Origin of the sequence: Streptomyces sp. NBC_00683, assembly GCF_036226745.1 — a bacterium.
Lineage (GTDB): Bacteria > Actinomycetota > Actinomycetes > Streptomycetales > Streptomycetaceae > Streptomyces.
This window is the reverse complement of record NZ_CP109013.1, coordinates 6,394,973-6,418,029: the sequence shown is the minus strand read 5'-3', so window position 1 is coordinate 6,418,029 and position 23,057 is coordinate 6,394,973. Positions and strand designations below refer to the sequence as shown.

Genomic DNA, 23,057 nt, shown 5'->3' with positions numbered 1-23,057 from the left:
ACACGAAGGAGGCCCGCACCCCGATCGATCCGGGGTGCGGGCCTCCTTCGTATGTCCCTACGGGGCTTACTCGGCCGCCTTCTTCTTCTCCTCGGCGTCCTCGATCAGCGCCTCGGCGAGCTGCTGCATGGAGAGCCGGCGGTCCATCGACGTCTTCTGGATCCACCGGAACGCGGCGGGCTCGGAGAGGCCGTAATCCGTCTGCAGAATGCTCTTCGCCCGGTCCACCAGCTTCCGGGTCTCCAGCCGCTGCGAGAGGTCGGCGACCTCGTTCTCCAGCGCCTTCAGCTCCGAGAAACGGGACACGGCCATCTCGATGGCCGGCACGACGTCGCTCTTGCTGAACGGCTTCACCAGGTACGCCATCGCACCGGCGTCCCTGGCCCGCTCGACGAGGTCGCGCTGCGAGAACGCGGTGAGCATCAGCACGGGGGCGATGGACTCCTCCGTGATCTTCTCGGCAGCGGAGATCCCGTCGAGGACCGGCATCTTCACATCGAGGATGACCAGGTCCGGCTTGTGCTCCCGGGCGAGCTCGATGGCCTGCTGGCCGTCGCCGGCCTCACCGACGACCGAGTAGCCCTCCTCCTCCAGCATCTCCTTGAGGTCGAGACGGATGAGCGCCTCGTCCTCGGCGATGACGACACGGGTCGTCAGCGGCGGGACGTGCGACTTGTCGTCGTCGGCGGCGTCTACGGGCTGGGGCGACTCGGGGGTGGTCACGGGGCTCCTTGGTCAAGACAGGGGTGCAGCTCCCAAGAGCCTACCTAGTTGCGGTATGTTTGAGGCACGGAGGGTCCCGCGGATCCTTCGTTTCGAAGGGGCCCCGGTAGCCCAGCGGCAGAGGCCATGGATTCAAAACCCATACAGCGTCGGTTCGAATCCGACTCGGGGCACTTCTCCTTCGTTTCCAAGGTTGATTCGCATGTTGGCGATCTTCACCCCTCCCGGTGAACGCTCCTTCGAATCTGGTGCACGCCAGCGAAGGCCGCAGAAGACTCCACTTCATGGGACAGCACAATCCATCGATACGTGACGAAGCGCTTGCCCTTCTGAGGGGCGGGACCACAAATCGAGTAGTTGCAGAACTCCTCAATGTGCCTCGCGGAACAATCGGCTGGTGGCTCCACGAGGACCGCAAGCGCCGTGGCGTGGAGTACGTGCAGGCCACCGACTGCCCGGTGTGCACCGGCCGGGACGTCGACCGCGTCGCGTACGCATATCTCCTGGGGCTCTACCTCGGAGACGGCCACATCATCGCCAAGCCGAAGCAGAACCACCTGTCGATCTTCTGTGGTGAAACATGGGCCGGCCTGATCGATGAGGCGGAGTCGGCCATGCGTCGGGTGATGCCCATGCCGCGCACCGGACGGCGCCACAGGAGCGGCTGCGTCGAGGTCAAGTCCTATACGAAACACTGGACATGCGTCTTCCCGCAGCACGGACCCGGCAAGAAGCACGAACGCCGCATCATCCTCGAACCGTGGCAGCAGGAAATCGTCGACGCGCACCCCTGGGACTTCATCCGCGGCCTCATCCACTCCGACGGCTGCCGGAACATGAACTGGACGACCCGGATGGTCGGCGGCGTACGGAAGCGGTACGAGTATCCGCGGTACTGGTTCACCAACGTCTCGGACGACATCCGGGAGCTGTACACGGACACCCTCGACAAGCTCGGCATCGAGTGGACGCACTGCACCCGCGCGGGCAAGAAGTACAACATCTCCGTCGCCCGACGGGCATCCGTCGCGCTCATGGATGCTCACGTCGGGCCGAAATACTGAGCCGAGTCCGCCCCTACTTCGGGCTGTCGTCCTCGCCGATGTGGTGCACCCGCACCAGGTTCGTCGAGCCCGCGACTCCGGGCGGGGAGCCGGCCGTGATCACGACGACGTCCCCCTTCTGGCACCGCCCGATCCGCAGCAGCTCCTCGTCCACCTGCGCCACCATCGCGTCCGTCGAGTCCACGTGCGGCCCGAGGAACGTCTCCACGCCCCACGTGAGGTTCAGCTGGGCGCGGGTGGCCTCGTCCGGGGTGAAGGCCAGGAGCGGGATCGGGGAGCGGTAGCGGGAGAGCCGCTTGACCGTGTCGCCGCTCTGGGTGAAGGCGACCAGGAATTTGGCGCCGAGGAAGTCGCCCATCTCGGCTGCCGCGCGGGCGACCGCGCCGCCCTGGGTGCGGGGCTTGTTGCGGTCGGTGAGGGGCGGGAGGCCCTTGGCGAGGATGTCCTCCTCGGCCGCTTCGACGATGCGGGCCATCGTGCGGACGGTTTCGATCGGGTACTTGCCGACGCTGGTCTCGCCGGAGAGCATCACCGCGTCCGTGCCGTCGATGACGGCGTTGGCGACGTCGGAGGCTTCGGCGCGGGTGGGGCGTGAGTTGTCGATCATCGAGTCGAGCATCTGGGTGGCGACGATGACCGGCTTGGCGTTGCGCTTGGCGAGTTTGATGGCGCGCTTCTGGACGATCGGGACCTGTTCCAGGGGCATTTCGACGCCGAGGTCTCCGCGGGCGACCATGATGCCGTCGAAGGCGGCGACGATGTCGTCGATGTTGTCGACGGCCTGGGGCTTTTCGACCTTGGCGATGACGGGGAGGCGGCGGTCCTCCTCGTCCATGATGCGGTGGACGTCGTGGATGTCGCGTCCGCTGCGTACGAAGGAGAGGGCGATGATGTCGGCGCCGGTGCGCAGGGCCCAGCGGAGGTCGTCGATGTCCTTTTCGGAGAGTGCGGGGACGGAGACGGCGACGCCGGGGAGGTTGAGTCCTTTGTGGTCGGAGACCATGCCGCCTTCGATGACGGTGGTGTGGACGCGTGGTCCGTCGACCTGGGTGACTTCGAGGGTGACGCGGCCGTCGTCGACGAGGATGCGTTCGCCTGTGGTGACGTCGGCGGCGAGGCCGTCGTAGGTGGTTCCGCAGGTGTGGCGGTCGCCTTCTACGGTTTCGACGGTGATGGTGAAGTCGTCGCCGCGTTCAAGGAGTACGGGGCCTTCGGTGAAGCGTCCGAGGCGGATCTTCGGGCCTTGAAGGTCGGCGAGGATTCCGACGCTGCGTCCGGTCTCTTCGGATGCTTTGCGTACGTGGTGGTATCGCTGCTCGTGTTCGGCGTAGGTGCCGTGGCTGAGGTTGAGGCGGGCAATGTCCATTCCCGCTTCGACGAGTGCCTTGATCTGCTCGTATGTGTCGGTTGCGGGTCCCAGGGTACAAACGATTTTCGCTCGGCGCATGGTTCGAGCCTAGACCTTACCTACGGGTAGGTAATTGTCCCTGCGTGACTCCCCAACAACCTTTGGGTGAAAGCTTATTGACAAGTGTTGAATTGTGCAGCGGGTCGCTCTGATGAGCGTGTTCGGGTGCGGTGCCGGGGGTGCGCGCGGGTGGGTGGCCGGGTGGGTGTGCGCCGTGGTCATCAGATCGAAACCTGCGTGGGGTGTTGCGGGGCACGGTGGCTGGGCCAGAATCTACGCGCGTTGTTCAATTGAACGAGGAGTCAGGAATGCCGTTGAACCGTAGGAACTTTCTGGGCCGGTCGGCTGCCGCGGGTGCGGGTGTGGCGCTGGCGGGCGGGGCCGTTGCCGGTCCTGCCGGGGCCGCGGAGTCGAAGGGGCACGGGCACGGCCGCCCGGCCAAGCGGTACTCGTTCACCGTGATGGGGACGACGGACCTGCACGGCAACGTCTTCAACTGGGACTACTTCACGGACAAGGAGTTCGACGACAAGGCGCACAACGATGTGGGCCTGGCGAAGATCTCGACGTTGGTGGAGCAGATCCGCGAGGAGCGCGGGCGCGGGAACACGCTGCTGATCGATGCGGGTGACACGATCCAGGGCACCCAGCTGTCGTACTACTACGCGAAGATCGATCCGATCACTGCGAAGCGTGGTCCGGTGCATCCGATGGCGCAGGCGATGAACAAGATCGGGTACGACGCGGCGGCGCTCGGCAACCATGAGTTCAATTACGGCATTCCGGTGCTGCGGAAGTTCGAGGAGCAGTGTGATTTCCCGCTGCTGGGTGCGAACGCGCTGGATGCGAAGACGTTGCGGCCGGCGTTCGCCCCGTATGTGATCAAGCGTTTGCGTACGCCGCACGGGCCGGATGTGCGGGTGGCGGTGCTGGGGTTGACGAATCCTGGTATCGCGATCTGGGACAAGGCGAATGTGGGCGGGAAGATGGTGTTCCCGGGGCTTGAGGAGCAGGCGGCGAAGTGGGTGCCGAAGCTTCGTTCGATGGGTGCGGATGTGGTGATCGTTTCGGCGCATTCGGGTTCGTCGGGTACGTCGTCGTACGGGGATCAGCTGCCGTACGTGGAGAACGCGGCGGGTCTGGTGGCGGAGCAGGTTCCGGGTATTGACGCGATCCTGGTGGGTCATGCGCACTCGGAGATTCCTGAGTACTTCGTGACGAACAAGGAGACGGGTAAGCAGGTCGTTCTTTCGGAGCCGTTGAAGTGGGGGCAGCGGTTGACGTTGTTCGACTTCGACCTGGTGTGGGAGAAGGGCCGCTGGTCGGTGGAGAAGGTCGGCGCCGAGGTGCTGAACTCGAACACGGTGGCGGAGGACCCGCGGATCACGTCGTTGCTCGGGGATGAGCACACGAAGGTGGTGGCCTATGTGAATCAGGTCATCGGTTCGTCGGTGGTGGCGATGACGACGGTGGAGGCTCCGTGGAAGGACGAGCCGATCATCGATCTGATCAACCAGGTGCAGGCGGACACGGTGAAGGCGGCGTTGGCTTCGGGCGAGTATGCGGCGTTGCCGGTGCTGTCGCAGGCGTCGTGCTTCTCGCGTACGGCGGGGATCCCGGCCGGTCAGGTGACGATCAAGGATGCGGCGGGGCTGTATCCGTTCGAGAACACGCTTGAGGCGCGTTTGGTGACGGGTGCGCAGCTGAAGGATTATCTGGAGTATTCGGCGCGGTATTACGTGCAGACGGCGGCGGGTGGTCCGGTGGACACGTCGAAGCTGACGAATGCGGGCGGTACGCCGGATTACAACTATGACGCGGTGTCGGGGGTGTCGTACGACATCGACATCGCGAAGCCTGCGGGTTCGCGGATTGTGGGGCTGTCGTTCGAGGGGCAGGCGGTTGATCCGGCTGCGCAGTTCGTGCTGGCGGTGAACAACTACCGGGCGAGCGGTGGGGGCAATTTCCCGCATGTGCCGGGTGCGAAGCAGCTGTGGGCGAATTCGGACGAGATCCGGAACACGATCATCGGGTGGGTGCAGGCGAAGGGTTCGGTGGATCCGGCGGAGTTCGCGTCGGTGGGCTGGCGTCTGACGCGGGACGGTGTGCCGGTGTTCTGACCGGGTTGTTCTGACCCGCTTGCTGTGGGGCGGCCGTTCTCCTTCGGGAGGGCGGCCGCCTTCGTGTGTCCGGGGGCGGCCGGGTTCGGGCGGTTGCGGGGGTCAGTGGCCCTGTACGAGGGGGGTGAGTGCGGGGCCCTGTTGGGGGATTTTCGGTGCGGGGTGGGGGGTGAGGCCGAAGGTGGTGAAGGCGGTGCGGTGCGGGAGGGGGTAGGGGGTGGTGCCTGTGAGGTCGTTGAGGATCGTGGCGCTGCGCCAGGCGGCGAGTCCGAGGTCGGGGGCGCCGACTCCGTGGGTGTGGCGTTCGGCGTTCTGTACGTAGATGTGGCCGGTGATGGCGGGGTCGAGGCCGAGGCGGTAGGTGTCGTCGATGTGGGGGCGTCGGGAGGCGTCGCGGTGGATGTGGGGGGTGAGGCCGGTGAGGAGGGTGTCGAGGGGGCGTTCGCGGTAGCCGGTGGCGAGGACGACGGCGTCGGTGGTGAGCCTGGTGCGGGTGTGTTGCTGGGTGTGTTCGAGGTGGAGTTCGATGCGGGTGCCGGAGAGTCGGCCGGCGGTGCGTACGTGGACGCCGGGGGTGAGGGTGGCGTCGGGCCAGCCGCCGTGGAGGGTGCGTCGGTAGAGCTCGTCGTGGATGGCGGTGATGGTGTCGGTGTCGATGCCTTTGTGGAGTTGCCATTGGCTGGGGACGAGTGTGTCGCGTACGGCTTCGGGGAGTGCGTGGAAGTAGCGGGTGTAGTCGGGGGTGAAGTGTTCGAGGCCGAGTTTTGAGTACTCCATGGGGGCGAAGGCCTGGGTGCGGGCGAGCCAGTGGAGCTTTTCGGCTCCTCGGGGGCGGGCGCGGAGGAGGTCGAGGAAGATTTCGGCGCCTGACTGGCCGGATCCGATGACGGTGACGTGGTCGGCGTCGAGGAGTTTCTGTCGGTGGTGGAGGTAGTCGGCGGAGTGGATGACGGGGATGTTGGGGGCTTCGGCGAGGGGGCGCAGGGGTTCGGGGATGAAGGGTTCGGTGCCGACGCCGAGGGCGATGTGGCGGGTGTGGGCGCGGCCGAGTGCTTCTGCTTCGCCGTCGTTGTCGAGTTGGGTGTAGTCGACTTCGAAGTGGGCTTGGTCGGGGTTCCAGCGGATGGCGTCGACCTGGTGGCTGAAGTGGAGTGCGGGGAGTTGTTCGCTGACCCATCGGCAGTAGGCGTCGTATTCGGTGCGTTGGATGTGGAAGCGCTCGGCGAAGTAGAAGGGGTAGAGGCGGTTCTGGGTGCGGAGGTAGTTGAGGAAGGTCCAGGGGTTGGTGGGGTCGGCGAGGGTGACGAGGTCGGCGAGGAAGGGGACTTGGAGGGTGGCGCCGTCGATGAGGAGGCCGGGGTGCCAGTGGAAGGCGGGGCGTTGTTCGTAGAAGGCGGTGGTGGGGCGGGGGTGGTCGGGGGTGGTGGGGATGGTGTGGGCGAGGGCGGCGAGGGAGAGGTTGAAGGGGCCGATGCCGATGCCGATGAGGTCGTGCGGCTGGTCGGGGGTGGGCCGGTCTGTCATCGGGGGGTGCTGCCTTCCGTGAGGCCGGTGACGGCGTGGGTGACGAGGTCGGTGAGTCGGTGGAGGTCGTCGGGGGTGGTGTGGGGGTTGAGGAGGGTGGCTTTGAGCCAGAGGCGGTTGTCGGCGTGGGCGCGGCCGAGTACGGCGTGGCCTTGGGTGAGGAGGGTGCGGCGGATGGTGGCGACGGTGGTGTCGTCGGCGTCGGTGGGGCGGAAGAGGACGGTGCTGATGGTGGGGCGGGCGTAGAGGTCGAGGTGGGGGGTTGCGGTGATGATGTCGGCGAGGTGGTGGGCGGCGGCGAGGGTGCGGTCGATGAGGTCGGCGAGTCCGTCGCGGCCGAGTGCCTGGAGGGTGACGGCGATCTTGAGGGCGTCGGGGCGTCGGGTGGTGCGCAGGGAGCGGCCGAGGAGGTCGGGGAGGCCTGCGTCGGTGTCGTCGTCGGCGTTGAGGTAGGGGGCTTGGTGGTGGAGGGCGTCGAGGTCGTGGTGGTGGGGGACGGCGAGGATGCCGGCGGAGGCGGGTTGCCAGCCGAGTTTGTGCAGGTCGAGGGTGACGCTGTGGGCGCGGTGGAGGCTTTGGACGAGGTGGCGGTGGGTGGGGCTGAGGAGGAGTGGGCCGCCGTAGGCGGCGTCGATGTGGAGTTCGGCGCCGTGGGTTGTCGTGAGGTCGGCGATGGCGTCGAGGGGGTCGATCTGGCCGGTGTCGGTGGTGCCGGCGGTGGCGGTGACGAGGAGGGGGCCTTGGTGTCGGGTGAGGGCGTCGTGGAGGGCTGGGAGGTCCATGACGCCGGTGGGGGCGGGGATGACGACGGGGGCGGGGAGGCCTAGGAGCCAGGCGGCGCGGGTGATGCTGTGGTGGGCGTTGGCGGCGCAGATGGTCTGTACGGGGCCGTGGCGTTCGCGGGCGAGGAGGAGTGCGAGTTGGTTGGCTTCGGTGCCGCCGGTGGTGATGAGGGCGTCGGGGTGGGGGGTGTGGGGGTAGATCTCGGCGGCGAGTGTGCTGGTGAGGGTGGTTTCGAGGGCTGAGGCGGCGGGGGCCTGGTCCCAGGAGTCCATGGAGGGGTTGAGTGCTGATGCGGCGAGGTCGGCTGCTGCTGCGACGGCGAGGGGCGGGGTGTGCAGGTGGGCGGCGCAGTGGGGGTGTGCGGGGTCTGCGGCGCCTTCGGTGAGTGCGGTGACGAGGGTGCGCAGGGCGTGGTGGGGGCCGGTGCCGTGGTCGGGGATGAGTGGGCCGGTGGTGTGGTGGGTGTGGGGGGTGACGGTGTCGGGGCCGCCGGCGGGGAGGGGGCCGTTGCGGTGGGCCGCGCCGTCGTGGAGTGCGGTGAGCACGGTGTCGAGGAGGGGGCGCAGGTGGGTGGGGCCTGCGGTGCCTCCGGCGAGGGGCGGGATGGGCATGGTCGGTGTGGTCCTTCGGGTGCGCGGGGGCGGACGTACCAGCTTGTCCGGGTTTCTGGAACCCCGGCCGAGGAGACCGACGATCTGACCCCGAAAGGGGTATTGCTCCGTGGTGTGGGTGGGGTGTGCGGGGTGGGGCTGCTATAGGAGTGCGTTGTTCGCATGGCTGTGCCCGGCCCCTGTTGGTTCGGGGGCCGGGCACGGGTGGTGGTGGGTCAGTGGGCGTTGCGTACGGCGAGGGCGCGGCGCAGGTCGTCGAGCTGGTCGGTGAGTTTGCGGCGGAGGGCGGGGATGAGGGCCTTGTCGTCGAGGGCGTCGGTGCCGAGGCGGAGGCTGTCGGCGTCGACGTGGTGGGCGGGGAAGGCGTGGCGGCCTGCTGCTTCGGCGATGGCGGGGCCGCGGCGTAGGGCGAGTGCGGTGGCGTCGGGGTAGTAGCGGGCGACGTAGTCCTGGAGGAGTTCGCCCTGTTCGGGTTGCCAGAAGCCTTGGGCGGTGGCGGTGAAGAGGTAGTTGGACAGGGTGTCGTCGGTGAACATGGCGTGCCAGGCGGCGGCTTTTGCCTCGGGGGTGGGGAGGGCGGCGCGGCAGCGGGCGGCGCCTTCCTGGCCGGTGGCGCTGGGGTCCTGGGCGAGTTCGGCGTCGATGGCGTTTTCGTCGGTGGCGCCGAGGACGGCGAGGCGGGTGAGGATGCGCCAGCGCAGTTCGGGGTCGAGTTCGGGTCCGCCGGGGACGGTGCCGTCGGCCAGCCAGTCCTGGATGGTGTCGGGCTGGGTGGCGGCGTCGATGAAGTGGCGTACGGCGGTGAGGCGGAGGCCGGGGTCGGCGCCGGCGGGCGGGTTGTTGTCGGGGTGGTGTTCCCAGTCCTTGGCGGTGAGGCCTTCGGTGCGGCGGAGCAGGTCGCGGCAGAGGGAGGTGAGGGTGGCGAGTGCGGCGGGGCGGTCGTGGGGGGTGAGGTAGCGGTCGGCGATCTGGGTGGCGGCGAAGCCGAGGACGCCGTTGACGAGGGCGAGGTCGGTTTCGTGGGGGAGGTGGGTGCGGGCGGTGGTGAGGTAGGTGGTGGGGTGGAGTTCGCCGTCGCGGACCATGTCGCGTGCGGTGTTCCAGATGAGGGCGCGGGTGAGGGCGTCGGGGATGCCGGAGAGGCTGCTGAGGGCGGTGTCCCAGGAGGCGGGGTCGAGGCGGATCTTGGCGTAGGTGAGGTCGTTGTCGTTGAGGACGACGAGGGCGGGGCGTCGGCCGGGCAGGGTGGTGGGTTCGCCGGTGTGCGGGATGTCGAGGTCGAAGCGGTCGCGCAGGACGAGTTCGGCGGCGCCGGACCGGGTGTCGAGGGTGTGGTCGTAGGTGCCGACGGCGATGCGGTGGGGGCGGTTGCCGTGGTGGTCGACGGTGAGGGTCCAGGCGCGGTCGGTGTCTTCGGCGTGGGCGGTGAGGGTGTCGATGCCGGTGGTGCGGAGCCAGGTGTCGGCCCAGGCGTGGACGTCGCGGTCGGTGGCGGATGCGAGGTTGTCGATGAAGTCGGCGAGGGTGGCGTTGGCGAATTTGTGCCGGGCGAAGTGGGTGTTGATTCCGGCGAGGAAGTCTTTTTCGCCGAGCCAGGTGACGAGTTGGCGCAGGGCGGATGCGCCCTTGGCGTAGGAGATGCCGTCGAAGTTGAGCAGGGCGGATGCGGTGTCGGGGACGGCGTCGGGGTCGGGTGCGACGGGGTGGGTGGAGGGGCGTTGGTCCGCGTCGTAGCCCCAGCCCTTGCGGGCGACGCCGAAGTCGACCCAGGTGTCGGTGAAGCGGGTGGCTTCGGTGAGGGTCTGGTAGCCCATGTATTCGGCGAAGGACTCGTTGAGCCAGATGTCGTCCCACCAGGTGAGGGTGACGAGGTCGCCGAACCACATGTGGGCCATTTCGTGGGCGATGACCATGGCGCGGGTCTGGCGTTCGGCGTCGGTGACCGCGGAGCGGTAGATGAATTCGTCGCGGAAGGTGACGAGTCCGGGGTTCTCCATGGCGCCGGCGTTGAATTCGGGGACGAAGGCCTGGTCGTAGGAGTCGAAGGGGTAGGGCTCGTCGAACTTCTCGTGGTAGCGGTCGTAGCAGTCGCGGGTGATGGAGAGGATCTCGTCGGCGTCTGCGTCGAGGTGGGGTGCGAGGGAGCGGCGGCAGTGGATGCCGAAGGGCAGGCCGGCGTGTTCGGTGGTCACGGTGTGCCAGGGGCCTGCGGCGACGGCGACGAGGTAGGTGGAGATCGGTGGGGTGGCGGCGATGCTCCAGCGGCCTCGGGTGGTCTGGTGGGCGGTGCCGTTTCCGAGGACGGTCCAGTTCTCGGGTGCGGTGACGGTGATGTCGAAGACGGATTTGAGGTCGGGTTGGTCGAAGGCGGCGAAGACGCGTTGGACGTCTTCCATGAAGAGCTGGGTGTAGACGTAGGTTTCGCCGTCGGCGGGGTCGGTGAAGCGGTGCATGCCTTCGCCGGTGCGGGAGTAGCGCATGGTGGCGTCGATGCGCAGTTCGTGGGTTCCCGCGGTGAGCCGGTCGAGGGGGTAGCGGTTCTCGGTGAGGCGTGCGGGGTCCAGGGGCTGTCCGTCGAGGCTGAGCGAGCGCAGGTTCTGGGGCTTGACCTCGACGAAGGTGTCTCCGGCCGCGTGGGCGGTGAACTGGATGACGGTACGGGAGTCGAAGGTGTCCTCGCCTGTGGTGAGGTCGAGGTCGACCGTGTACCGGTGTACGTCGAGGAGCTGGGCTCGGGTCTGCGCTTCGTTGCGCGTCAGTACGGACATGCCGCCCATGCTGCCGTACGGCCGGTGGGGCGTGCAGTGGGGTTCTCGCAGGGCTGACGGCGGGGTGTCAGAGGCCGGTGGCGGGGGTGTCCCCGGCTGATTCCTCCGCGATGCGTTCGTGGTGCCGGATGACTTCGGCCACGATGAAGTTCAGGAGTTTCTCGGCGAACGCGGGGTCGAGTTTGGCGCTCTCGGCGAGTTGCCGCAGCCGGGCGATCTGGCGGGCTTCGCGGGCGGGGTCGGCGGGCGGCAGGTGGTGTTCGGCCTTGAGGTGGCCGACCTGCTGGGTGGCTTTGAACCGTTCGGCGAGCATGTGGACGACTGCGGCGTCGATGTTGTCGATGCTTTCGCGCAGCCGGTTCAGTTCGGCGCGTACGGACTCGTCGATGTCGCTCGTGGTCATGGGCAACGAGCTTAGACGCACCTACTGGGCGGTGATCGTGGGTGGGTGGTCCGGGTCGGGGATCCGGTCGCTCCAGCCGCCGGGGACGCTGCGGCCCTGTTGTTCGCGGAAGCGGACGGGGGCTGTGCCGACGCGGCGGGCGAAGAGGCGGGAGAAGTAGGCGGGGTCGTCGTATCCGACGCGGCGGGCGACTGCGGCGACGGGGAGGTCGGTGGCGGCGAGGAGTTCCTTGGCGCGGCCGAGCCGGATGGTCAGCAGGTAGTCCTTGGGGCTGCATCCTGCTCCGCGTCGTACCGCGGTGCGCAGTTCGGCGGGTGTCATGCCGTGCCGGGCGGCGTGTTCGGCGACGGAGAGCGGCTGGAAGGCGTCGCGTGCCAGGGCCTGGAGTACCGGGGAGCCGTCGGGGCCTATGTCTGCGCGGGCTCGGCGCAGGGCTACGAGGAGTTCGTGGACGGCGGCGCCCGTCTCGACTTCGAGCAGGGGGTTGCCGCGGCGTGCGGCGCGGACGATGCGGCCGATGGCGGCGCGTGGTCCTGCGGTGTCGGAGAGCGGGACGAGGGGGCGGTCCGCTTCGATGTAGCCGAGTTCGGTGTAGGTGGTGGTGGCGGGACCGGTGAAGTCGACGAAGCTTTCGTCCCAGCCGGTGGGGTCGGCGCCGTAGTGGTGCGGGGTGCCGGGGGTGAGCCAGATGAGGCTGGGTGCTTTGACGGTCTGGCGTCGGCCGTCCGTTCCGCTGTACCAGCCGCTGCCCGAGGTGATGACGACGGCGACGTGGTGGTCGAGGGTGCGGGGGCCGACGGTGGGCAGGGCGCCGTGCTGCAGGCCGACGCCGAGGCAGGCCAGTCCCAGGCGGTGGTGCAGTGCGCTGGGTGTGAAGAAGCGCATCCAGGTGTGGTACATCGGCTCTCCACCTCCCTGTCGGGTGTTGTGTCCAAACAGCAGTGATCTTTCTCCATGGACCGGCCGGGCGCCAGAGGCCGAAGCTGGTGGCCGGCGAGGATCCGTATACAGGAGCGTACGAGCACCATGATTGATTTCACCGTGGGGGACGACCATTTCCGGCTGGACGGGGAGCCGGTGCGGCTGTTGTCGGGGGCGTTGCACTATTTCCGGGTGCATGAGGCGCAGTGGGATCACCGGCTGTCGATGCTGCGGGCGATGGGCCTCAACTGTGTCGAGACGTATGTGCCGTGGAATCTCCATGAGCCGCGTCCCGGCGAGTTCCGTGATGTGGGGGCGCTGGGCCGGTTCCTGGACGCGGTGGACCGGGCGGGGCTGATGGCGATCGTGCGTCCGGGGCCGTACATCTGTGCCGAGTGGGAGAACGGTGGGCTGCCGGTCTGGGTGACGGGGCGGTTCGGCCGGCGGGTGCGGACCCGGGATGCGCAGTACACGGCGGTGGTGGAGCGCTGGTTCGGGGAGCTGCTTCCACAGGTGGTGCGGCGCCAGGTCAACCGCGGCGGTCCGGTGATCATGGTGCAGGCGGAGAACGAGTACGGGAGTTACGGTTCGGACCGGGTGCATCTGGAGGAGCTGGCGGGGTTGCTGCGCCGGTGCGGGGTGACGGTGCCGCTGTTCACTTCCGACGGGCCCGAGGACCACATGCTGACGGGTGGTTCGGTGCCGGGTCTGCTGGCTACGGGGAATTTCGGTTCGGGGGCGCGTGGGGCGTTCGAGGTGATGCGCCGGCACCGGCGGCGGGGGCCGCTGATGTGCATGGAGTTCTGGTGCGGCTGGTTCGATCACTGGGGTGCCGGGCCTGTCGTGCGGGATCCGGCGGAGACCGCGGATGCGTTGCGCGAGATCCTTCAGTGCGGTGCTTCGGTCAATATCTACATGGCGCACGGCGGTACGAATTTCGCGGGCTGGGCGGGTGCCAATCGTGGTGGTCCGTTGCAGGACCAGGAGTTCTTGCCGACGGTGACGTCGTACGACTACGACGCTCCGGTCGATGAGTACGGGCGGCCCACGGAGAAGTTCCGGCTGTTGCGGGAGGTGCTGGCCGAGTATGCGGTCGGTCCTCTTGCGGAGTTGCCGCCGGAGCCGGTGGGGCTTTCCCCGGTGCGGGTCGAGCTGACGCAGGGGGTTGCGCTGGCCGGGGTGCTGGAGGGGCTGGGCGATCCGGAGACGGCCGAGTCGGGTGTTCCGCCGACGTTCGAGGATCTCGGTGTGGACCGGGGCCTGGTGCGTTACCGGGTCGGCGTGCCGGGGCCGCGGCAGCCGTATCCGCTGGGTGCGGTGGGTCTGCGGGACCGGGCGGTGGTGTACGTGGACGGGGTGCGGGCGGGTGTGCTCACCGAGGAGCACCCTGTCCTGGTCGAGCCGGTCGCGGGGCCCGCGGAGGTCGAGCTGTGGGTGGAGTCGTTGGGCCGGGTGAACTACGGTCCGCGGCTGGGTGAGCAGAAGGGCATCACGGTCGGGGTGGTCCACGAGCGGCAGTATCTGCACGGGGTGCGGGCCCGGGCGCTGCGGCTGGACGCGTTCGACGATGCGGGTGCGGTGGCCGGGCTGCGGTTCGGGAGTGTCGGGGAGGCCGGGCGGACGGGTCTGTTCCGGGGGTTCTTCGAGGTGACGGGCGCTGCGGAGACCGGTCATGCGGGGCTCGAACTGCCGGGCTGGACACGGGGGTTCGTGTGGGTGAACGGCTTCTGCCTGGGGCGCTACTGGTCGGCGGGGCCGCAGCGGACGCTGTACGTTCCGGGGCCGGTGCTCCGCGAGGGCGCCAACGAGGTGTGGGTGCTGGAGCTGGAGGACGCCGGGGAGCCGTTCGTGGAGCTGGGCCCGGGGGCACCCGTCAGGACGGGCACCCCCGGGGACGGTCAGCGGTGACTGCGGGTCAGAGGCCTGCCGCCGCGGACGCGATGGCGGTGGCGAAGGTCGAGACCTGGGTGTAGACACCGGGGTAGCCGGCGCGTGCGCAGCCTTCGCCCCAGCTGACGATGCCTATCTGGATCCAGGCTCCGGCGTTGTCCTTGCGGAACATGGGGCCGCCGGAGTCGCCCTGGCAGGTGTCGACACCGCCGGTGTCGACGAGTCCGGCGCAGATCTCCTCGCTGGGGACGAGGTCGCTGCCGTAGGCCTGCTGGCAGACGGAGTCGGAGACGTACGGCACGGTTGCCTTGAGCAGGTAGCGCTGCTGGCCGCCGCCTTCGGTGGCGGCTCCCCAGCCGGCGATGGTGAAGTTGCCCGTGTTGTACGCGGTGGTGGTGGCGATCTTCAGGGTGGGCAGGTTGATCGGCTTGGCGAGCTTGATGAGTGCCCAGTCCTTGCCCACGCCGTTGTAGCCGGGTGCCTGGAGGACCTTGGTGGACTTGACCTTGACGGCGCTCGAGGACTGGAGGTCGACGACGCCGGCGGTGGCGGTGATCGAGGTGTTGTTGCCGGAGCCGCTCACACAGTGGGCGGCGGTGAGCACGATGGTCTGGGTGTAGAGCGCGCCGCCACAGCCCATGGAGAGCCGGACCATGAAGGGGAACTCACCCTGTGCGGCGCGGGTTCCGCCGACGACGGGGTTGGGGGCCGCGGTGGCGCCGGAGGGCTGGAGGCTGATGGCGGCGAGGACCACCGCGGCGATGACGGAGCATCTTTTCAGGGTGCGCAGAAGCTGCTTCAACGGAGTGCCTGCTTTCGGTGGGGGGTTCGGTGGGGGTGTGCTGTGCAGGCGTGCGGGTGTGCAGGTCCAGGTCAGGGGCACAGCCGACACAGCTATCGGCATGCTCCCGACAAGAACGCTCCGATTATCGGGAAGCGATCACCGCTCCCACAAGGCGGACTTTCCAGCCAAGATCATCAGGCTGCCCGCGGGTCCCTCCCCCGCGGCTCGGCCTACAGTGAAGGTCCGTTGAGCGTCATTGATGGGGGTTCGGACGTGAGAGACGGCAGTAACGGCAGCAGTGGCAGTCCGGTCGTCCACGGGTTTCCGCATCTGGACACCGTCCGGTCCGCGATCACCGCGCTCTACCGGCGGATCTCCTACGACGGCGTACACAGCTACGCCACGAGCCTCGTCCCCGCCGACGCCGCGTTCGCCGACGCGGACGATCTGCACCTCGGCTCCCAGCGCGTGGCGCACGCCCTCGTGGAGCACCTGCATCTGCCCCAGGCACGGATGATCGTCGGCTTCCGGGAGATGGAGCATGCCGCGAGCGTCGAACTCGCCGCGGGCCCGGAGTACTTCATCGAGCTCAACGACCGGTTCAGGACGCACCGCAGGGACATCGGGGCAGCGCTCGCACACGAGATCACGCATGTCCTGCTGCACCGCCTGGGCCTCGAGTTCCCCGGCACCCGCGACAACGAGATCCTCACCGACACGGTGACGGCCTACCTCGGCGCGGGCTGGCTCCTGCTGGACGCCTTCCGGGAGGACGCCACATCGAGCCAGAAGCTCGGCTACCTCACACCGGAGGAGTTCGGGTACGTGCTCGCCAAGCGTGCGCTCGTCTTCGGCGAGGACCCCTCCGTGTGGTTCACCAGCCCGCAGGCGTACGCGGCTTACACCAAGGGCAGGGCCCAGGCCCTGCGGGACCTCGACCGGCCACCGCTGACGGCCGCGGGATGGGCGGGCCGCCGCCGCTACGCCAAGGACCGCCGTGGCGCCCGGGACAACCCCGGCACCGGGCCCGGCCCGGACGTTCCCTACACCTTCGAGCACGGTGACGCGGGCTTGCGGGTCGCCTTCGCCTGCCCGACCTGCAACCAGCGCATCCGGGTCCCGGTCCGCGGCCGGGTACGGGCCAGGTGCGGGCTGTGCCGCACGGTCCTGGAGTGCGACACCTGAGGTTCGTCCCGGATGCGCCGTAGGGTCGAAGTATGACGAAAGATCCGGCCGGGGACGCGGGCAACCTCTTCGAGGCGTTGTACGACGGTGAGAACGCCGTCGTACGAGCGCTCCGGGCAGGTGCGTCCGCCGAGTCGAGCGACACGGACGGGACCACGGCGCTGTACCTGGCGTCGGTGGAGGACCTGCCGGGCGCGGTGCGGCTGCTGCTCGCCGCAGGGGCGGATCCCAACCGGGCGAGCGGCCCGGAAGCGGGCGACCTGCCGCTGTGCGGCGCGGCGTGCGGCGGCCACGGAGAGGTCGTCGAGGCGCTCCTCGCGGCCGGCGCGGAACCGGATCTGCGCGAGGAGTTCGGCTTCACCGCACTGCGGTGGGCGGTCGGCCTGGGACACGCACGGATCGCGGAGACCCTGCTCTCCCACGGTGCGGATCCCGGCCTGCCCGGCCCGGAGGGTGAGTCCCCGCTGGTACTCGCGGCCCGGCGGGGATCGGTGCACACGGTCCGCACCCTGCTCCGGCACGGGGCTGCCGACCTGGCCCGGGCGCTGGAGGAGGCCAGGCGCTGCCTGCGGCTGGACATCGAGCGGGAACTGCGCGACGCCCTGTCCGCGCTGTACGGCGACGGCGCCGGCAGCGGCGGCATCGACGGCGGCTTCACGACGGTGGTGCGCCGCACCCCGGTGGACGGCGGAGTGACGGTCACGGTCGAACTCCGGCGGGACGGCGAGCCCTTCGCGTCCCAGGACCGGCAGACGGGACACGGCGCGATCGCGACGCTCCTGGAGAACGAGCTGGGTCTGCGGGCTCCGTTCGAGGAGCTGGCGGCCCGTGCGCTGCGGGGTGCGGACCCGGAGCTGGACGACTGGCACGAGTCGGTCGAAGCGCTGTGGCTGCGCGGCGACGAGGAGACGTTCCAGGCGGCGGCCGCGTGGACGGCGAGCGGAGATCCGCTGCGCCAGGCCTTCGGCGCGGATGTGCTGGCGCAGCTCGGATTCCGTACCGGGGCCAAGCCGTTCGCCGCACGGTCGGTGCCACTGCTGCGGGAACTGGCGCGGGAGGCCGTGGACGCGGAGCTGATCCAGTCCGCGGTGCTGGGCCTCGGCCACCATGAGGATCCGGCCGCCCTGCCGGAGATCCTGCGCCACGCGGAGCATCCGGACCGGTCGGTGCGGCGCGCGGTGACGCTGGCGCTGTTCGGCCCGGCGGCGACGGACCGGCCGGAAGCCGTCGCGGCACTGATCACCCTGAGCGGGGACACCGACGAGGGGGTCCGCGACTGGGCGACGACGGCGCTGGCCGCAGCGGACGACGACACTGCGGAGATCCGGGAAGCCCTGGCAGTGCGCCTGGACGACGCGGATCCCGACACGGTGGCGGAGGCGGCGCGAGGCCTGGCACGACGCGGTGACCCACGCGCGGCCGAGGCCCTGGCACGCCTCCTGGCCGAAGAACCGGCGGACAGCTATGCGGGCACGACGGCCGCGGCCGCCATGGAGGACGTCCCAGGCACGTAGCGCCTGTCGTTCGGATCATGCCGGGCGGCACACGTCGAGGCCGCCCTGAGAATGACGACAGGCCGTCGCGGTGACCAGGAACCCTGGTCACCGCGACGGCCTGCTAGGACTGCTAAGCGGCCCGACGTCCCCGCGAAGGCGCACCGCTGCGCCCGCCGGCGCTCCCGGTCCGCCCGGCCCCGGCACCACGGCCCGAGCCACCCGAACCCGCACCGCGGGCCGAGCCGCCCGAACCCGCACCGCGGGCCGAGCCGCCCGAACCGGCACCGCGCGCCGAGCCACCCGCGGCCGAGCCGGCACCCGCACCGGCGCCGGCACCCGCGCCCGCACCGCCGCGACGGCCCCGGCCCCGGCTGCCCGAGCGGAAGGACCCGCCGGCAGCCGCACCCGAACCCGTGCCGCGCGTACGCGGCTTGGGCGGCGTCGGCTCCGGCACGGCGATGACGATCGCGATGCCGGACGGCTCACGCGCACCGGTGATCCGGCTGAGCTCCTCGTCGCTGGACTTGATCCGGGTGGTACGCGGTGCGATACCCGCGTCCGCCATCAGCCGGGTCATGTCCCGCTTCTCCTCGGGCAGCACCAGCGTGACGACGCTGCCGGACTCCCCGGCGCGCGCCGTGCGCCCGCCGCGGTGGAGGTAGTCCTTGTGGTCGGTCGGCGGGTCCACGTTGACGACCAGGTCCAGGTCGTCGACGTGGATGCCGCGGGCGGCGACGTTCGTCGCGACGAGCGCGGTGACCTCGCCGGTCTTGAACTGGTCCAGCGTCCGGTTGCGCTGCGGCTGGGACCGGCCGCCGTGCAGTGCGGCAGCCCGTACGCCACTGGCGAGCAGCCGCTTGGCGAAGCGGTCCGCGGCGCGCTTGGTGTCCACGAACATGATCACCCGGCCCTCGCGGGCGGCGATCTTCGTGGCGACGGCCTTCTTGTCGGTCTCGTCCGCCACGTGCAGCACGTGGTGCTCCATGGTGGTGACGGCGCCCGCGGACGGGTCGACCGAGTGCACGACGGGGTCGGTGAGGAACATCTTGACCAGCCGGTCGATGTTCTTGTCCAGGGTCGCGGAGAACAGCATGCGCTGCCCGTCCGGCTCGACCTGCTTGAGCAGGGCGACGACCTGCGGCATGAAGCCCATGTCGGCCATCTGGTCGGCCTCGTCGAGGACGGTGATGGCGACCTGGTCGAGCCGGCAGTCGCCGCGTTCGATGAGGTCCTTGAGCCGTCCCGGCGTGGCGACGAGCACCTCGGCGCCACGGCGCAGCGTGCCGGACTGCTTGCTGATCGACATGCCGCCGACCACGGTCGCCATCCGCAGGTTCACGGACGTCGCGTACGGCGTGAGGGCGTCGGTCACCTGCTGCGCGAGTTCACGGGTGGGTACGAGGACGAGCGCCAGCGGGGCGTGCGGCTCGGAGCGGCGTCCGGCGGTGCGCGCGAGCATGGCCAGGCCGAAGGCCAGGGTCTTGCCGGAGCCGGTGCGGCCACGGCCGAGGATGTCCCGGCCGGCCAGCGAGTTCGGCAGGGTGGCGCCCTGGATGGGGAAGGGTTCGGTCACACCCTGCGCGGTGAGGGTCTTCTGCAGCGCGGCGGGCATGTCGAGCTCTGCGAACGCCTCGACGGCGGGCAGCGCGGGGGTCAGGGTTTCCGGCAGGGCGAATTCGCCACCCTGCGACGGCGCGGGACGGCGGCGGGCCGGCGCCTTGGCGGAGCCTCTGGCGTTCACCTGTGCCCGGTCCGTGCCGCGCCCCCTTATCGGGCGGCTGCGGGTCGGTCGGTCCTGGCGTTCGGAGCGGGTCATACGGAATTGCCCTCCTGGGGGATTCCTGGGGTTACTGCCGACTGCTGTGGACTGCTTGATGTGCGCCCCAGGATGCAAGCACAGAGCAGGTGTCCCCGGAGACAGAGCAAACCGGAAACAGCACAAACCGGGGCCCGCACCTTCACGGTGCGGGCCCCGGCTGCGAGGTACGCGTCCGGCAATTAGGCCGGGACGATGTTCTCCGCCTGCGGGCCCTTCTGGCCCTGCGTGACGTCGAAGGAGACCTTCTGGCCCTCCTGGAGCTCACGGAAGCCCTGGGTGGCGATGTTCGAGTAGTGGGCGAAGACGTCGGCGCCGCCGCCGTCCTGCTCGATGAAGCCGAAGCCCTTTTCCGAGTTGAACCACTTCACGGTTCCAGTAGCCATGTCATTCTCCTAAAAGAGGTGCAGTGCCGGAAATCCGCACTTTACGAATTCCAAGTCGCCGCATTGAGCCCCATCCGGAGAAAGCCGGAAAACAATAAAGCGCCTGAGGAGGGTTCCCGTCAGGCGCACATAAAGTTCATGGGTACCAAAACTGCAACTGGGCAACCGTAGCACGTTCTGTCGTCCTGCGGCAGCTCCCGCCACGCCGCCGGATGGAGAGGTTGGCTGACCAGGGGGGTCGCGGCAGCCGTTCGGCCCGGGTTCCGGAATCGTTCCCGGATGCTTCCCGAGCCGTTCTCCCAAGGGTTGCGGGCCCTTGGGCGGCGGCGAGCGGAACCCCGTGGTCCGCCGGAGCCGCCCGACGGGAGTCATTCACCCGAATGTCACAGGACTCGCGTCCGGCCCCGTGTCGGCCCGTGCGGGAATGCCGTCAGGAACCCGGTGCGGGTTGCGCCGAGCGGGTGACGCCACGGGACCGTGCGGCCGCCCGGCAGGGACTTCACATCTCGCGGGGCGGACTGTCGTCGTTCCCCCGGCGGATCGTGCGCAGCGCGTGGCCCGGACGCCAGACCTGTACGACCAGGTCGTCGCCGTCGAGCCCGGTGCGGACCACTTCCGCCGGCTCGGCGCGGAAGAGGAGGAACGGCTCCGGCGGGGTCACCGCCTCGGCGAAGCGCGCCAGGACGGCGGGGTCGGTCACCTCCACGGCCCGGCCGGAGATCCGGACGTCGCCGTCGGCCATCTCGGCGTCGGGTCCCGGGTTGGCCTGGATGGCGAAGCGCGGGTCGCGCCGCAGGTCGAGCGCCTTGCGGGAGCCCGGCATCATGCCGAGCCACAGCTCGTCCAGCCGGAACTCCGCCTCCAGGCCGGTGACGCGGGGGGAGCCGTCCTTGCGGAGGGTCGCAAGGACATGGTGCTTGTACTGCTGGAACCGCTTCTGCACGGTGTCGGCGAAGGCCGGCTCCGCGGCCCGGAAGTCTTGCCACGAACTCGATGTCATGGGGCCATCGAACCCTTCAATCCCGACACCTTCTGTCGGGATTCGCCGGACGTCACCGGATCGGATGCCGCCTTGTTGCAATCGTGGTGTGCTGGAAGGGGTGGAGCCGTCGCCCGGACGGCGGGGAGGACCCCGCCCGAGGTGATTTCAGATGGCAGTCTTCATGAAGGCCGTCCTGCCCGGCACCACGGTCGAGCAGTACGACGCCCTCAACGCCGAGCTGCAGGCACTTCCCGGTGACACCTTCGCGGGGTGCCTGTCGCATGTGTGCGTGCCGACCGATGCGGGCCTGGAGATCTATGACCTCTGGGAGTCCCAGGAGGCCATGGACACGTTCGGCGCGCTGATCATGCCCATCGCGGAGAAGCACGGCATGCCTTCCGCTTCCGGGCCTCCTGCGGTCTCCCCGGTGCACCGCTACTGGGTGCCCGGCGCGTAACCGTTCACCGCCCGCTGTCACCCGTGCCGGGCGGCGCGTGCTCCTTCACCGGCCCGGCAGGGTGACCACCACCGCGTAACCCCGGGTGCGCAGGACGCCCGGTGAGTCCCCGGTGGCCAGTACCGCGTCGTAGCAGGCGAGTTCGACGTCCTCGGTGGGTCCCTCGGCCACCGCACCGTCCTCGAGCGCGACAGCGACGACCGCACCGCCGTCCGGCGGGGTCAGCCGAACGGTGCCGCGTACGACGGCGGTCGATGCCGCCTCACGGCCGCGGCGGTACATCACGTTGAGGTTGACGACCGGTCCCCCGAGGAGGCGGCCGTCGGTCTCCAGGTCTCCGGGGAAGTCGTGGGGCCACAACGGTTCGTCGACGATGTGGTGTTCGCCGCCGACCATCAGGTCCATCCCCTCGCCCTCGACGACGGTCAGGGTGCGGTCGATGCCGGGGAAGAAGGAGAACGGGCCGTCCGCCGACACCTCGGCGAGGCTGATCCGCCAGTCGAAGGTGTCCGTCGTCGCGCCCTCGGGAGCCGCGGCGATCTCCCGGGTGACTCCCCCGCCGTTGTGCCAGGGCGTAGCCGCACGGCCTGCCGCCCTCAGTACGCGCAAGGCCATGTCGCTCTCCGATCGGGGTTCCGGCTGCGGGACTTCCGAGACTACGGGCTGTCCCGTACCCGGATGTGCCCGTCTCCCCCGGCGTTCGCTATCTTGAGCGCCGCCGCCCCGGCGGCCCTCCTCCCCGCCCACGAATCTCCGCCCATGAATCTCCGCCCATGAATCTCCGCCACGAATGAAGGAGCCGGCCATGGAGGCCGCCGCCACCTCGTGTTACCGCCACCCGTCGTACGAGACGTATGTGCGGTGCACGCGCTGCGACCGGTACATCTGCCCCGACTGCATGCGCGAGGCGTCGGTGGGCCATCACTGCGTGGAGTGCGTGAAGGAGGGGCAGCGCTCGGTCCGTCAGGCGCGCTCGCTCTTCGGCGGTGCGGTTTCGGCGACCGCGGCACCCGTGGTGACGTATGTGCTGATGGCGCTGAACATCGTGGCGTACGTCGTCGAGGTGGCGCGTTCCGAGACGGTGGACCGGTTCGGGATGCTCGGTGCGGTTCTCGTCGATCCGGCGGGCGGGCAGTACTACTACCGGGGTGAGCAGGTCCCGGGGTTCGATCTGGTCGGGGTGGTCGACGGTGAGTGGTACCGGTTGCTGACCGGTGCCTTCCTGCATCTGCCGCCCGACACGTCGTTCGGTGTGATGCACCTCGTCTTCAACATGTTCGCGCTCTGGAATCTGGGCCGGGTCGTCGAGGGGCACCTCGGCCGGGCCCGGTATCTGGCGCTGTACCTGCTGTCCGCGGTGGGCGGTTCGGTGCTGGTGTACCTGGTCTCGCCGGAGGACATGGTGGTCGGTGCCTCGGGGGCGGTCTTCGGTCTGGCGGCGTCGTTCTACGTCATCAACCGGCGTCTGCGCAGCGACATGCACGCGGTCAATCGCTTCATGGCCGGTTTTCTGCTGTGGATGGTCATCTCGGCCGCGTTCACGTCGTGGGAGGGGCACCTCGGCGGACTGCTGACCGGTGGCCTGGTGACGTACGGGCTCGCGTACGCCCCGGCGAAGTTGCGGACCTCGGCGATGCAGCTGGCCGGCGGTGTGGTGCTGGTCGCCCTGCTGGCCGTGGTGGTGGCCCTGAGGACGGCGTCGTTGACGGGCGTGGCCTGACGGCCCGTACGGCTGC

General features: G+C 69.3%; 19 protein-coding genes and 1 tRNA gene. 8 read left to right on the top strand and 12 right to left on the bottom strand.

Translation table 11 applies throughout. The annotated features are described in order from the left end of the window. Window positions 1-66: 66 nt before the first annotated feature. On the bottom strand, window positions 67-723 hold the full coding sequence (locus OG257_RS28625; RefSeq protein WP_329212156.1) for an ANTAR domain-containing response regulator: 657 nt from the start codon (window positions 721-723) through the stop codon (window positions 67-69). Between the two features lie 100 nt (window positions 724-823). Between OG257_RS28625 and OG257_RS28620 the strand changes: the two genes are divergently transcribed. Both OG257_RS28620 and OG257_RS28615 read left to right on the top strand, forming a co-directional pair. Continuing rightward, window positions 824-896 (top strand) — tRNA-Leu (locus tag OG257_RS28620). A gap of 111 nt (window positions 897-1,007) precedes the next feature. Then, complete coding sequence (locus OG257_RS28615) at window positions 1,008-1,787, top strand: helix-turn-helix domain-containing protein (protein ID WP_329212155.1); 780 nt, start codon at window positions 1,008-1,010, stop codon at window positions 1,785-1,787. Window positions 1,788-1,800: 13 nt separating this feature from the next. On the opposite strand, the gene pyk is transcribed toward OG257_RS28615, so the two are convergent. Further along, entirely contained in the window at window positions 1,801-3,234 is a 1,434-nt protein-coding gene (gene pyk, locus OG257_RS28610; RefSeq protein ID WP_329212153.1) for a pyruvate kinase, read from the bottom strand. Between the two features lie 269 nt (window positions 3,235-3,503). Between pyk and OG257_RS28605 the strand changes: the two genes are divergently transcribed. Then, on the top strand, window positions 3,504-5,315 hold the full coding sequence (locus OG257_RS28605; protein WP_329212151.1) for a bifunctional metallophosphatase/5'-nucleotidase: 1,812 nt from the start codon (window positions 3,504-3,506) through the stop codon (window positions 5,313-5,315). Between the two features lie 102 nt (window positions 5,316-5,417). Here the strand turns inward: OG257_RS28605 and OG257_RS28600 are convergent, their stop codons facing one another. The 5 genes from OG257_RS28600 to OG257_RS28580 all read right to left on the bottom strand — a co-directional run bounded on the left by OG257_RS28600 (window position 5,418) and on the right by OG257_RS28580 (window position 12,304). Continuing rightward, complete coding sequence (locus OG257_RS28600) at window positions 5,418-6,839, bottom strand: lysine N(6)-hydroxylase/L-ornithine N(5)-oxygenase family protein (protein WP_329212149.1); 1,422 nt, start codon at window positions 6,837-6,839, stop codon at window positions 5,418-5,420. Then, the gene (locus OG257_RS28595) at window positions 6,836-8,233 is read right to left on the bottom strand and encodes a pyridoxal phosphate-dependent decarboxylase family protein (protein WP_329212148.1); all 1,398 of its coding nucleotides are present in this window, start codon (window positions 8,231-8,233) and stop codon (window positions 6,836-6,838) included. Before OG257_RS28595 ends, OG257_RS28600 begins: the two co-directional genes overlap by 4 nt. A 215-nt stretch (window positions 8,234-8,448) precedes the next feature. Beyond that, entirely contained in the window at window positions 8,449-11,001 is a 2,553-nt protein-coding gene (gene pepN, locus OG257_RS28590) for an aminopeptidase N (RefSeq protein ID WP_329212146.1), read from the bottom strand. Between the two features lie 67 nt (window positions 11,002-11,068). Next, window positions 11,069-11,404, bottom strand: a complete 336-nt coding sequence (locus OG257_RS28585; protein ID WP_329212144.1) for a chorismate mutase — start codon at window positions 11,402-11,404, stop codon at window positions 11,069-11,071. Between the two features lie 21 nt (window positions 11,405-11,425). Beyond that, window positions 11,426-12,304: an AraC family transcriptional regulator gene (locus OG257_RS28580; protein ID WP_329212142.1), complete on the bottom strand. Its 879-nt coding sequence runs from the start codon at window positions 12,302-12,304 to the stop codon at window positions 11,426-11,428. A gap of 126 nt (window positions 12,305-12,430) precedes the next feature. Between OG257_RS28580 and OG257_RS28575 the strand changes: the two genes are divergently transcribed. Beyond that, entirely contained in the window at window positions 12,431-14,233 is a 1,803-nt protein-coding gene (locus OG257_RS28575) for a glycoside hydrolase family 35 protein (RefSeq protein ID WP_329212140.1), read from the top strand. A 7-nt stretch (window positions 14,234-14,240) separates the two neighbouring features. Here OG257_RS28575 and OG257_RS28570 read toward each other — a convergent pair whose 3' ends face one another. Further along, window positions 14,241-15,017 carry a S1 family peptidase gene (locus OG257_RS28570; RefSeq protein ID WP_329212139.1) on the bottom strand — a complete coding sequence of 259 codons (777 nt, stop codon included), beginning with the start codon at window positions 15,015-15,017 and terminating at the stop codon, window positions 14,241-14,243. 255 nt (window positions 15,018-15,272) lie between these two features. On the opposite strand from OG257_RS28570, the gene OG257_RS28565 reads away from it, so the two are divergent. Further along, window positions 15,273-16,184 (top strand): hypothetical protein, encoded by a 912-nt coding sequence (locus tag OG257_RS28565; RefSeq protein ID WP_329212137.1) that lies wholly within the window; start codon window positions 15,273-15,275, stop codon window positions 16,182-16,184. A 32-nt stretch (window positions 16,185-16,216) separates the two neighbouring features. Further along, window positions 16,217-17,698, top strand: a complete 1,482-nt coding sequence (locus tag OG257_RS28560; protein ID WP_329212135.1) for an ankyrin repeat domain-containing protein — start codon at window positions 16,217-16,219, stop codon at window positions 17,696-17,698. Window positions 17,699-17,810: 112 nt separating this feature from the next. Here OG257_RS28560 and OG257_RS28555 read toward each other — a convergent pair whose 3' ends face one another. From OG257_RS28555 to OG257_RS28545, 3 genes are all read right to left on the bottom strand, one after another. After that, complete coding sequence (locus OG257_RS28555) at window positions 17,811-19,496, bottom strand: DEAD/DEAH box helicase (RefSeq protein WP_329212134.1); 1,686 nt, start codon at window positions 19,494-19,496, stop codon at window positions 17,811-17,813. A 182-nt stretch (window positions 19,497-19,678) separates the two neighbouring features. Next, window positions 19,679-19,882: a cold-shock protein gene (locus tag OG257_RS28550; protein WP_015607926.1), complete on the bottom strand. Its 204-nt coding sequence runs from the start codon at window positions 19,880-19,882 to the stop codon at window positions 19,679-19,681. 499 nt (window positions 19,883-20,381) lie between these two features. Continuing rightward, window positions 20,382-20,882, bottom strand: a complete 501-nt coding sequence (locus OG257_RS28545) for a pyridoxamine 5'-phosphate oxidase family protein (protein WP_329212132.1) — start codon at window positions 20,880-20,882, stop codon at window positions 20,382-20,384. A 151-nt stretch (window positions 20,883-21,033) separates the two neighbouring features. On the opposite strand from OG257_RS28545, the gene OG257_RS28540 reads away from it, so the two are divergent. Beyond that, window positions 21,034-21,321 carry a hypothetical protein gene (locus tag OG257_RS28540; protein WP_329212131.1) on the top strand — a complete coding sequence of 96 codons (288 nt, stop codon included), beginning with the start codon at window positions 21,034-21,036 and terminating at the stop codon, window positions 21,319-21,321. Between the two features lie 45 nt (window positions 21,322-21,366). On the opposite strand, the gene OG257_RS28535 is transcribed toward OG257_RS28540, so the two are convergent. Next, window positions 21,367-21,936 carry a HutD/Ves family protein gene (locus tag OG257_RS28535; protein ID WP_329212129.1) on the bottom strand — a complete coding sequence of 190 codons (570 nt, stop codon included), beginning with the start codon at window positions 21,934-21,936 and terminating at the stop codon, window positions 21,367-21,369. Between the two features lie 190 nt (window positions 21,937-22,126). Between OG257_RS28535 and OG257_RS28530 the strand changes: the two genes are divergently transcribed. Next, on the top strand, window positions 22,127-23,041 hold the full coding sequence (locus tag OG257_RS28530; RefSeq protein ID WP_329212128.1) for a rhomboid family intramembrane serine protease: 915 nt from the start codon (window positions 22,127-22,129) through the stop codon (window positions 23,039-23,041). The last annotated feature ends 16 nt before the right edge of the window (window positions 23,042-23,057 follow it).